The following is an 11,876-nucleotide window of genomic DNA, read 5'->3' on the forward strand; positions in this document are numbered from 1 at the left end:
CCCCTACCTCACAATGATCCTGATCCATCGGTGTCTCTTTGGTCTCCCCTATTACTGTCTTCCGCTCGTTGCGGGTCCAAGTATGCCCTCTGTTCTCTGAAAGGAAGTGGTTCAGAGTGGGAGTGGAGAGGAGAATAGGGCAAATTTAGGAGAGTGGGAAGGGAGGGGGGGGGGAGCTAGATAGAGTTATATTTCTAGCTACACCTCATAGAAGTGATGCAAAGTTTAATCAAACTTCACTCAGTAAAGGAGGAAAGGTTGTGAATGTGTATGATCCAAGGGATTTGGTTTAGAGTTTTTTTGGCAAAAGTGATATAAAAAGTTTGAATCCATTTTCTTTAAAAAGCAAAAGAAATTTAAAATTTTATCCTAATATCAAGCCTTTTAGTGCTCAAAGCTTTTTTAATTTTTAAGTCTATATTATCCTTTATTGGATATAACTTAACTTTAAAAAAGGAGCTTGTATTGGTTTTTAATAAAAAACAATTTCTTAAATCTGAAATTACTAGACTGGCTAATAAGGGAATGATTGAAAGAGTTCAAGAACAAACAATTTTAGAGAGTTATAATCTTAAAGAAAACTCTAAATTCTCCCTGTTTTTAAGCTTTTCTTTGCTTTTTATTGGACTTTCCTTTATTTTACTCATTGCTCATAATTGGAAAGAAATTCCCAATATCCTTAAAACCCTTTTACTCCTTGTTGCACTTTTTGGCACACACTATGGTATTTTTTATACCAAGAGCTCAAGTGTTAAGCAAAGTTTTGGGATTTTAAGTGGTTTTGTCTTACTTGGAAATATTGCTTTACTTTCACAAATCTACCATTTAGGTGATGACACTGCCCTAGCATTTTTAAGTGTTGGGATTGTGCTTTTAGTGCTTGCTTTTTCTCTTAAATCCTTTGTTATTTATCTACAAGCATATATCTTTGCAGGAATTGGATATCTTTTGGATTATCGCTTTGGCATTAACTTTGAAACCTTGAAACTCAATTTGGCTAACTCATTAATTTTTCTAATTTTGCTAGGTTTTATTGCCCAAAGTGGTATCTTTTTTAAGCTCTCACGCATTGGCTCTAGACTACTTGCTCTTATGAATTTTATATTATTAGAGATTTATGCTGCTAAATTTTTAGGCTCATTTAGTGCAGTTTGGATTCCTTTGATATTTTTAGGATTTCATGTAAAGACTTATGAACTCTATGCTTACTTATTCTTAGCTTTTGGTTTAGTATTATTTATGCTTAATCCTACTCCTATAGATCCGTGGATAATTTGTGCTCAAATTTTCTTAGCTTTATTATGTGCTGCAAATCTTTACCTTAAGCATTATTTCCTAGGTATTGTAACTCTAGGTATTTTAATTTGGTATGGATTTGTTGGTTATGCAGGGTTTGAACTTCTTAAAAATCTCCATTTGATTTTCTTACTCTTCTTAGGGATTTATTGTATTAAAGAAAACTATAAAATCTTAGGAGTCCTTATCTTAGTCATAAGCATTGTTTATACCTATATTGAATTGATTGAAAATTACATAACCACAAGTGTAATTTTCTTACTTTTTGGGTTAGGGTTGCTTTATTATTCAAGGAAAAAAAATGCTAAAAACGCTTAAGATAAAATGGCCTTTTGTCGCTTGTGTATTACAATTTGCTTTAATTGGAGCAATGTTTGCTTGGGCTTATGCACCAATAGCCTTTGGAGTAGAGGTTAAAGTTATTGCTCAAGGCTATGATCCTAAAGATTTACTTGCTGGAGATTTTGTGCGACTAGACTATGGAGTAAAATCTCCCCCTAATTTTAATTTAGAGGATTTTACACAAGGAGTTTTTGTATGCCTTAAAGAGGCAGAATCTCATCTCTTTACGTTTGATGAAGTTTTACCCAAATTGCCTAAAAATAAACTTTGCATCAAAATAAAACCCCCTCAATATCATAGAGATTTTATTCCTTTGGTAGAGATAGAAAAATACTTCGCTCCAAAAAAAGAAGCTCAAGAAATTCAAAATTTACTTACCAATCCCAACAATCGAGCTATTGTAACTTTAAAAATCTTTCAAGAAAAGGCAAGAATTATAGATTTAAAAGTAGAATCTATAAAGAAGTGATTAATGACAAATGTTAGAGAGACTAGAATTATTTCTCTTGGCTTTTAATCTTCATCATAAGACAATTTGTGCCATTGCTTATATGCTTGTTTGATTTTGAAGAAGAGAATTAATAGATTATAAAACTTACACTCAAATTCATTAAAGAAATCTCCCCCTAAGATTGGCAATCAATCACAATTTATGTTGTGGATCAAAATTCTTATAGAGATTTCTTTTTTAAAAAAGGTTTTTCCTTACTTTTTTATTGCTTGGACTTTGTGCTAGATGTGTAAATGGATTTTCTCCTACTTTGCACCCCTATAGAGAAACTTTTAAAAATATCTATTTCTTCCCAAAACAATATATTTTTGTTGTGTAGTGCTTGGCTTTGAAATGATTAAATGTATGCTTGAAATTTTCAGATTGCCCTACTTTTAAAGATGTTTTAAACTCATATTTAAGCGTATAAAGTGGGAAGAAAAAGTTTAAAATTTTATTTTTAGGAATTTTAGGATTACGATAAGCCTCAATAACATAGATACACTTGCCTATCTCCCTGTGTCCAATATTTGTAACCACACCATCGACAAAAAAAGCGGGAGCATATTCTAATGGCTTATTTATCGCATAAGAAACAGAGGTTTTATAAAGATACTCCGAGGAGTAATAATACATCAATACAGGAATAACAAAAAAGATAATCAAAGCAATAAATTTTATAAATTGAGGGATAAAAAACCTTGCCCTCATACTTAAACATCCTAAGAAATACACACAAATAAAAACAATATAAAGCACACCAAAGACTAAAAATTCATAATAAGTCAAAACTGAAAACATGCCAAGAAAAAATTCCTTGGCATTAGCAATTGCTTGGTGTAAGATTTCCAATTCTTTATCCTATTGGCTACTTGCCCTTTTCTTATCCTTACCATCAATCCAAAGATTTGGCACTACACCACTGGGTGTAAGAAAAATTTGTGCATCCTTATTCACCTTAAGAGCTTCATTAAATTTGCCTTGAACTTCAATTTGCCTAAGCTCTAAAAGCCTTTGTGTTAAACTGTCTGCAATTGTTTTATTTGCCTTACTTTGAGCATTTGCCTCAATCAAAATCGCATCTGCCACACCTTGAGCTTTTACACGATTAGCTTCTGCCTCTCCTCGTGCAAGAGCCGCAACTTTTTCAGCCTCTTGTTTAGCTTTTTCTACCTCATATCTCACACGTTCAGATTCTTGGCGAGCAATTTGAACTTTTTCAATTTGCTCTTTAATATTTCCTGGCAATACAATTTCACGCAATTGCACAGAATCAAGTCTTACAGGAGAGTTTGGAAGACGTGAAATCTCCTCTTGAATATTTGTGCTAATAAGCTGAGCAATTTCATTTCTCTTGATTGGAAGCTCTTCAGCTGGATAGCGACCCACAACACTTCTAACCACATCTCGCACTACAGGGTTAATAATCTTTTGTTCCCAAGAAAGTCCATAGGTTGCAATTGTTTGAGGGACTTGAGCAGGATTGAGTGAATACTGCACAGTAAGCTCAATAGAAACTGAAAGGCCTCTTGAATCCATTACAGAGATCGCATCATTGCGGATAATTCCTTGATTTCTTCCTACAATCCCCATATCCTCAGTGCGAGAAAAATTAATAATCCTTACACGTGTATCTACAATAATTACATCTTGCAAAATTGGCACAAAGAAATGAAATCCTGGTTGAAGTGGCGTATCATCGTATTTTCCAGCTGTAACTTTAATCCCCACTTCTCCTGATTTGATCACTACAAAAGGACGAGCAAGAAGCAAGATTAAAACCACGATAATTCCTACAATCCCCCATACAATCCCCTTACTGTTTAAAAATCCACCATGGTTGTTATTATGAGATTGTTTAGGTTGGATTCTTGGAGATTCTCCTTGAGAATTTTTAGATCTTTTCTTTAAATGTTCATTTAAATCAATTGGCATTTTTTACTCCTTAATATAAGTTAAATAATGACTGAATCGCTCATCTTCCCCATGCACAAGTGCAAAAAACTTGTCTTGCAAATAGGGGGTGATATGTCTTTGTTTTCCAATCTTTCTAAAATCAAGCTCATTGATAGGCACAATCTCAGCAGCAGTTCCTACAAAAAATGCTTCATCAGCACTATAGATTTCATCGCGTGTAATATGACGTTGTCTCACTTCAATCCCTTCAGACTTTGCTAAAGCCATTACACTCTCTTGCGTAATAGATTTAAGTGTATTGTCCCAAGGTGGAGTAATTAAAACATCATTTTTCACAATAAAAATACACTCTCCACTTCCCTCAGCGACCATTCCACTTTCATCAAGCAATAAGCACTCTTGAAATCCACACATATGTGCCTCATAACGAGCCATTTGGGAATTAAGATAATTTGCAGCAACTTTAGCCTTAGATAGAGATGAGTTGATACTATTGCGTCTAAAAGAACTGGTTTTCACTCTAATTCCCTGCTCTAAACTATCTCCTCCTAAGTAATTCCCCCACTCCCAACAGGCTACAATCACATGGACAGGTGCATTCCAATGAGCAATTCCCATACTTCCATAACCTAAATAAATCAAAGGACGCAAATACACACTTATTTTTCCATCAAATGCATTTGCATTAAGAATATCAATCTGGGCATTATTTAGCTCATCAGCATCAAAGGGGCAATCAATTGCAACAATCTTTGCAGAATCAAGTAATCTTTGTGTATGGTCTTTAAGTCGAAAAATTGCTAAACCTCTTTTTGTCGGATATGCTCTTACTCCCTCAAATACAGAATTTCCATAATGTAATGTATGACTTAGAACATGTGTGGTTGCATCTTTCCAAGCAACTAATTCTCCATCTTTCCATATCCATTGTGATTCATTCATTTTTTCACCTATTTACTTTTTTAGAAATTTTATCAAAACTCTTTAAGCTCTTCACTTTTTTGCAAAAGTTCAAAATATTGCTCCATCTTAAGCTCATACTCTTTTTTATATTCTTCAAGTTCATTAGCAATACACACAATCCCTCTTTGTTCATAAATCTTTGGATCACTTAATTCTAGTTCAAGCTTTGCAATCACTGCTTCAAGTCCTTCAATCTGACTTGGCAAACTCTCTAATGCTCTTTGATCTTTATAACTAAGTTTAGTTTGAGTTTTGATCTTTTTTTCTTTATTCTCTTTTTGGATTTCTTTTTCTATCAAACTATACTCTAAGAGCTCTTGTTTCTCTTCTAACAATTGGCTATAACTTTCATAACGCTCAACAACTCTTCCCTCTCCTTCAAAAACAAAAAGCTTTTGAGCAATCTTGTCTACAAAATAACGATCGTGACTCACAAAAAGAATGCATCCCTCAAAACTATTAAGATACTCTTCTAAAATATTAATAGTATTGATGTCCAAGTCATTAGTAGGCTCATCTAAAATCAAACAATCATACTCTTTGGTAAAAAGTAATGCTAAAGCTACTCTATTCTTCTCTCCACCGCTAAGTTCTGAGATTTTTTGAGTTAAAAACTCTTTAGGAAAAAGAAAGTTTTTAAGATAACCATAGATATGCATATTTTTTCCTCACACATCTACCCTATCTCCACCATTGGGACAAAACGTTTCTAAAAGATCTTTACTTTCATCTAGCATAGCTCGATGCTGATCAAAATATCCCACTCTAATCTCGCCCCTCTTAAGCTCACCGCTATCACACTTACTCTCTCCAAGCAATACTTTAAGCAAAGAACTTTTTCCACTTCCATTTTTCCCCACAATAGCAATTTTGTCTTTTTGTCGGATTATAAAGCTTAAATTATGAAAGAGTTTCTTATTTCCCAAGGTCTTACTGATATGATGTGCTTCAAAAAGTATTTTTTTATGATTTTTGCCCTCTTCTTGATTGAATGTCTTTCTTTCTCTCTCTAACTCCAAACGCATTTTATGGATAATAGAAGGATTGCTTTTAGCCTCCTCTCTCATTTGTATAATTCGCTTTTTTCTTCCCTCATTGCGCTTTAGTCTTGCCTTTACCCCTCGTCTTAACCACTCTTCTTCATTTTTTAAAAGCTTAAGAAGTACTTCATGCTCTTTGCTTAAAGCCCTAAGAAGCTCTTCTTTTTTAGTCAAATAAGAGCTATATCCACCCTCAAAGCTACTAAGCTTTGCATTTTCAACCTCCACAACCCTTGTAGCAAGATTTTCAATAAAATAGCGATCATGGCTGATAAAGACTAAAGAGCTCTTAAGAGCTAAGAGTTTTTGCTCTAAAAACTCTACCATTTCTACATCAAGATGATTGGTTGGTTCATCAAGAAGCAAAATATCACATTGTTTAAAAAGGATTGTTGAGAGAGCTACACGTTTTTGCTCTCCTCCACTGAGCGAATGCACATCGCGTGAAACAAGTTCTTCAAGCCCAAAATGCTCAATCACCTCTTTTACTCTTGCTTGCAAGTCCCACGCATTATGCCTATCAATATAGGCACTAAGACTTGCATACTCATCAAGAAGTTTTTTATCCTGAGGGGATTTTTGCAATAAAATACCAATCTCTTCAAAACGAGTATGAGCACTTTTAAGCTTATGCAAACTTAGCTCAATAGCTTCATAAACACTAAGATTGTGAGGAAAACTAGGAATCTGAGGTAAATAAGAAATGAGTGTATTGCCCTCAATCACCCTCTCTCCACTGTCTTGCTCACACTGTGCGCAAATAAGCTTGAGTAAAGTGCTTTTTCCACTCCCATTTTTCCCCACAATAGCTATACGTTCCCCCTCTTTAATACTTAAAGAAATTTGATGAAGAATATGTTTATGCTCATAAGTTTTACTCACCTCAAGAAGAGAAAGAAGTGCCATTAGGGATTAAGCTCCTTGTAATGTTTCTTATAAACCTCTTGCATTTGCACCTGAATGCTTTCATACCAATCACTTCCCTTCTCTGGTGTAAAAGCTTCAAGTGCAATGACTTTTGCTTTTTTAGCACAGCTTTGGAAAGGTGAAGTGCTATAAATCTTAGCAGAGTTGACCAAAACAATAGGCTGAACTTTGAGATTAAATTTTTCAGTAATGAGCTTTGCACCACTTTTAAAAGGTAAGAATTTGCTCTCATCTTTACATCTTGTTCCCTCTGGAAAAATCACTAAAGGACGATTTTGTGCAAGTTTTATCTTAGCCTCTTTAAGGAGATAGATTAAACTGCTTTTATCTTCTCGATCAATTAAAATCATCTCAGGTCCTCTCAGGGCATAACCATAAAATGGAATTTCTCCAAGTTGTTTTTTAGCAATCCAGCAAATATTTCTAGGGTGTAAGGACTCCAAAAAAATAATATCTGCAACAGATTGATGATTGAGCATTAAAATATCTGCACTCTCATCAAATGCCCCCATAACCTCAATTTCAAAACGATTGAAAGGAAAAAATAAGCGACACCAAGTGCGAGCAAGTCTAGCATTATCTTTCTTATGAAAAAATTTTATAAAAAACACGATCACTGCTAAGCCAACCGCAATTGTAATCGTGGCGTAGATCCCTCTTAATTTATTGACAAGCATCTTTTTTAATCCATCCTATTCTCATATTTCCTAAATCAATCTTATAAAACTCTCCACGTTCACCAATGACTTTCACTCTTGAATTTTTAGCAAGATTTTCCATTATTGTTGAATTTGATGTAGGCAAAATCGCAATGGGACTATCTTGCACAAGAGTAAGTGTTTTTTTATTTTCAAACTCTAACAAGATATACATCACAATCCCCAATACAAAAAGAAATAAAATATAAAACACAATCCTGTTTTTTCTAAAATAGAATGCCATAAGCAACAAAATTAGAGCAATCAATGCTAAAAGAATATTGCTAAAAATCAAAAATGTATTCTTAGGCACCAAATCTGATTGAGTGCTGACACGATCCATTTTTACACTAATAGGAAAGGAAATCTCCTCATAGCGTAAATCTTGAAGATTAAAATAAGTTACCTTAAGTCTTGGAATAGCATTAGGAATCACGGCATAATACATTCCGCTTTGCACCTCGCCACTATTGATATCTCCATTAAACCCTTGCTTAATCGCTTGGGGGATATTAAAATCTTCAATATTCCCTCCTCGAACACCTAAATCAAAAACAACAATATTATTCCATTCATCATATTTTTTAGCTTTGACATTACTGATAGTCAGTTTCTTAGCAACCACATCACTATAAAATTCCCCCCCAAGCTCAATAGCCTCAAACCCAATACCCCTAGCAATCCCCTCATCTGTATAACTCCCATCATCAGAGAGTGCTAAAATTTTAAGCGTAGGGAGTGTAAATTGTGGGGATTTGATTTTAAATATAAAAGTATTCTCATAAGCATCACTGTCCCCTTTTTGCCAAGGAGATTGGGGGTTTAAAAGCTCAACTCCCTTTGCAAGTTTTATATTTGTATTAGGGATAAACTCAACCTCAAGTAAAGAGGCATTATCAAAAAGCAAAAGCTCATATTTAACCTCTAATTTTTCTCCAACATAAATTCCTCGATCTTGGATTTTGGGTGGAATAAGCTTAAGATAGATAATTTTTGGATGCCCTGCTCCCCAAAGTATTGCCAAAAATAAAGAGAAGATAAAAAAGACTCTCACAGCAATGCTCCAAGCATAGCTAGTCCATCTACTCCACCCACAATATATTCTATAGCTCTTTCAGGATGAGGCATAAGACCAAAAATATTTTTACCCTTATTGCAAATCCCAGCAATTCTATCCACAGAACCATTGACATCATAGGTATAGCGCAAAAGGATTTGATCATTATCTTGCAATCTTTTTAACCCCTCTTGATTGATAAAATAATTTCCATCAGCATGAGCAATAGGGAGGGTAATTTTCTCTCCAACCTTATAGGAGGAAAGAAAGTCATTTTGTGTGCTGACTACTTCAAGCTCTATATTTTTTGCAATAAATCTCAATCCCTTATTGCGATGGAGTACCCCATCAAGCAATCCTGCCTCTGTAAGGATTTGAAACCCATTACAAATGCCTAGCACTTTCCCCCCTTTATCAGCAAAATCTCTAACTGCCCCCATAATATTTGCAACTTTTGCAATTGCACCACTTCTAAGATAGTCCCCATAGCTAAATCCCCCTGCAAAAACTACAAGATCTACACCTTGAGGCAAAGATGTATCACTGTGCCAGACATATTCAACCTTTGCACCTAATTTTTCATAAGCATATCCCATATCCAAATCACAATTTGTCCCTGGGAATCGTAATATTGCAACACTCATAACTTAATCACATAATCTTCAATCACGGTATTGGCTAAAAGCTCTTCACACATTCTCTCAACCTTTGCTCTAATCTCTTGGGTATCATTTTCAGAAAATTCAAGAAAAATACTTTTTCCCATTTTAATCTCTGTAAGTGTATCAAACCCCATTGTATGCAGAGCTTGAGTGATCGCCTTAGCTTGAGGATCAAGCACTCCATTTTTTAGCATAATTTGTACTTCTACCCTCATTGCTTGCCTCCTCTAATACGATAAAGAACTTCTTCATAGGCACTTTTAACATCACCTAAATCTTGACGAAAAACATCTTTATCTAGCTTTTTTCCTGTATGTTTATCCCATAATCTAAGATTATCAGGGCTAAGTTCATCACCCAAAATAATCTCCCCCCTCTCATCAAATCCAAACTCTAACTTGAAATCTACAAGCACCAAATCTCTTTGTATAAAATACTCACTTAAAATTCTATTAATACTCTTACCTAGTTCTCTCAGAGTTTCTAATACTTCTTTATTTTGCACAGCACCTAAAATCAAGCAATGATCATCATTGAGCAATGGGTCTCCCAGTGCATCATCTTTATAATAAAACTCCACGATTGCAAAAGGCAAAGTCTTACCTTCCTCTATTCCAAGCCTTTGACTCAAAGATCCTGTAGCAATATTTCGCACAACAACTTCTAAGGGAATCATTTTCATTTTTCTACAAAGCATAATATGATTTTCTATAAGCTTAATATAATGTGTGGCAATTCCCTTGTCTTCGAGCAAGGTAAATAATGCTTGAGAAATCAAACAATTAAGTTCCCCCTTACCTTTTTGTTCCCCCTTTTTTAAAGCGTTAAATGCAGTTAAATCATCTTTAAACTCTGCTAGAACACAACCTTCCTCATTAGCCTTATAAAGCTTCTTTCCTTTTCCTTCATAAATGAGCATACCTTCTCCTTAATACTCTTAGGACCTATTGTTTGATAACACTCCATGCCTTTAGGGTATCAATCCCTACTTTAAGTTGATTGTCGTTATTAATATCCTCCTGTGTAATGGTTTTTTCTTTGCTGGGAGACTTTTGTTTATCTTTCTTATTTTCTTTTTGATCAATTTTTTCTAGCTCATTTTCAAGATGCACCCTTAAGTCAGATTCTTTAATTTCAAATCCACTCTTTTGGGATTGGGGAACCTTTCCATAAGAAGCTTGAATATCAGGTTTTACGCCCACAGCCTGAATTGTTCTTCCACTAGGTAAATAATATTTTGCTGTTGTAAGTTTGAGAGCATCAGTTTTTCCAAGCTCAAGCACAATTTGCACACTTCCTTTTCCAAAACTCTGCTCCCCCACAAGCACTGCTCGCTTATGATCTTGCAGTGCCCCTGCAACAATCTCACTTGCACTTGCACTTCCACCATTAATCAATACAACAAGTGGGATCGTAGCATAAGGAGCTTTTCCATCCACTTTAAACTCAATATTTTCATTTTTATTTCTTCCCTTTTGAGAAACAACAACACCTTCTTTAATAAAAAGTTCAGAGAGTGCAACAGCTTGATTGAGTAAACCTCCAGGATTATTTCTAAGATCAAGAATAATCCCATCAATCTTTCCAGCTTTTTTAAGAAATTTTTGCACGCTTGAAGCTACATTCTTATCAAAGGAAGTTACACGTAAATAATAAAAATTCGTCCCATCAATCTTGCGTCCAAATACAGAATCAATCTTAATATTATCTCTCTTGAGGTTAAAAATAAGTGGCTTACTCTCATTTTTACGATAAATTGTAAGTTCAAGAGAAGTTCCAGCTTTTCCTCTCATAATATTTACTGCATCATCAATACTCATATTTAAAGTATTTTTATCATTAATTTTTAAAATTACATCCCCTGCTTTAATCCCTACTTTATCTGCTGGAGAATCATCAAGCGGTGCAATAACTGTCAAGGCTCCATCTTTCATCCCAAGAGTAATTCCAATTCCACCAAACTCACCATTAGTTTGAGTTTGCAAATCTCTAAATTTTTTCTCATCAAGATAAGCTGAATGTGCATCAAGATTGTTCAATAAACCTTCAATAGCTTTATCTACGATTTTATCAAGCTCAACCTCATCGACATAACTTGTCTCGACAAGATTAATGACCTTGCGCAATTTCTTATAAGGCTCAAGTCGATTTTGAGATTGTTGCTCTTTTTGATCTTTTTGCTCTACTGCATATAATCCTACAGCAATGCACAATGCTAAAATTAGGCTTCCAAATCCTAAAAACTTTAAATGATTTTTCATTTTTCCCTCATCATTAAAAATGTTAATCGATTAATTTTACACTAAAAAAGTCAGTAAACTCCACTTCAATCATTGAGATCTGTGATTAAAACAACTCTGCATTAAAATCTCATAAATTCATACTTATTTCTTGTGTTGCTTAGTCTAAAAGATAGACCAACTCAATATTTATTTTTCTAATGTTTTATATTTTTAATCAAAATAAATACAAGGAATATAGGTT

11 protein-coding genes and 1 pseudogene are annotated in these 11,876 nt (G+C 34.3%); 2 read left to right on the top strand and 10 right to left on the bottom strand.

What is annotated here, in order from left to right; genetic code table 11:
* Positions 1-465: 465 nt before the first annotated feature.
* Both CQA62_RS05850 and CQA62_RS05855 read left to right on the top strand, forming a co-directional pair.
* A complete protein-coding gene (locus CQA62_RS05850; RefSeq protein ID WP_126498342.1) occupies positions 466-1,614 on the top strand; it encodes a DUF2157 domain-containing protein in 1,149 nt (382 codons plus the stop codon).
* Positions 1,598-2,107, top strand: coding sequence for a GDYXXLXY domain-containing protein (locus CQA62_RS05855; protein WP_104724757.1), 510 nt, complete (start codon positions 1,598-1,600; stop codon positions 2,105-2,107). Before CQA62_RS05850 ends, CQA62_RS05855 begins: the two co-directional genes overlap by 17 nt.
* Positions 2,108-2,431: 324 nt before the next feature.
* Here CQA62_RS05855 and CQA62_RS05860 read toward each other — a convergent pair whose 3' ends face one another.
* The 10 genes and pseudogenes from CQA62_RS05860 to CQA62_RS05905 all read right to left on the bottom strand — a co-directional run bounded on the left by CQA62_RS05860 (position 2,432) and on the right by CQA62_RS05905 (position 11,653).
* A complete protein-coding gene (locus CQA62_RS05860; protein WP_104724758.1) occupies positions 2,432-2,980 on the bottom strand; it encodes a DUF2393 family protein in 549 nt (182 codons plus the stop codon).
* A 9-nt stretch (positions 2,981-2,989) separates the two neighbouring features.
* Positions 2,990-4,063, bottom strand: a complete 1,074-nt coding sequence (locus CQA62_RS05865) for a prohibitin family protein (RefSeq protein ID WP_104724759.1) — start codon at positions 4,061-4,063, stop codon at positions 2,990-2,992.
* Positions 4,064-4,066: 3 nt separating this feature from the next.
* The gene (locus tag CQA62_RS05870; RefSeq protein WP_104724760.1) at positions 4,067-4,987 is read right to left on the bottom strand and encodes a branched-chain amino acid transaminase; all 921 of its coding nucleotides are present in this window, start codon (positions 4,985-4,987) and stop codon (positions 4,067-4,069) included.
* A 32-nt stretch (positions 4,988-5,019) separates the two neighbouring features.
* A pseudogene (gene abc-f, locus CQA62_RS05875) lies at positions 5,020-6,954 on the bottom strand (ribosomal protection-like ABC-F family protein).
* Entirely contained in the window at positions 6,954-7,652 is a 699-nt protein-coding gene (locus CQA62_RS05880) for a lysophospholipid acyltransferase family protein (protein WP_104724761.1), read from the bottom strand. Before CQA62_RS05880 ends, abc-f begins: the two are co-directional and overlap by 1 nt.
* Positions 7,639-8,727 (bottom strand): SH3 domain-containing protein, encoded by a 1,089-nt coding sequence (locus tag CQA62_RS05885; protein ID WP_104724762.1) that lies wholly within the window; start codon positions 8,725-8,727, stop codon positions 7,639-7,641. The genes CQA62_RS05880 and CQA62_RS05885 overlap by 14 nt, the downstream gene beginning before the upstream one ends.
* The gene (gene purQ / locus CQA62_RS05890) at positions 8,724-9,374 is read right to left on the bottom strand and encodes a phosphoribosylformylglycinamidine synthase subunit PurQ (RefSeq protein WP_104724763.1); all 651 of its coding nucleotides are present in this window, start codon (positions 9,372-9,374) and stop codon (positions 8,724-8,726) included. Before purQ ends, CQA62_RS05885 begins: the two co-directional genes overlap by 4 nt.
* A complete protein-coding gene (purS, locus tag CQA62_RS05895; protein WP_104724764.1) occupies positions 9,371-9,607 on the bottom strand; it encodes a phosphoribosylformylglycinamidine synthase subunit PurS in 237 nt (78 codons plus the stop codon). The genes purQ and purS overlap by 4 nt, the downstream gene beginning before the upstream one ends.
* On the bottom strand, positions 9,604-10,311 hold the full coding sequence (purC, locus tag CQA62_RS05900; RefSeq protein WP_104724765.1) for a phosphoribosylaminoimidazolesuccinocarboxamide synthase: 708 nt from the start codon (positions 10,309-10,311) through the stop codon (positions 9,604-9,606). The genes purS and purC overlap by 4 nt, the downstream gene beginning before the upstream one ends.
* A gap of 25 nt (positions 10,312-10,336) precedes the next feature.
* Positions 10,337-11,653: a S41 family peptidase gene (locus CQA62_RS05905; protein WP_115585134.1), complete on the bottom strand. Its 1,317-nt coding sequence runs from the start codon at positions 11,651-11,653 to the stop codon at positions 10,337-10,339.
* Positions 11,654-11,876: the final 223 nt, after the last annotated feature.

The organism is Helicobacter cholecystus (genome assembly GCF_003364215.1).
Taxonomy (GTDB): Bacteria; Campylobacterota; Campylobacteria; order Campylobacterales; family Helicobacteraceae; genus Helicobacter_G; species Helicobacter_G cholecystus.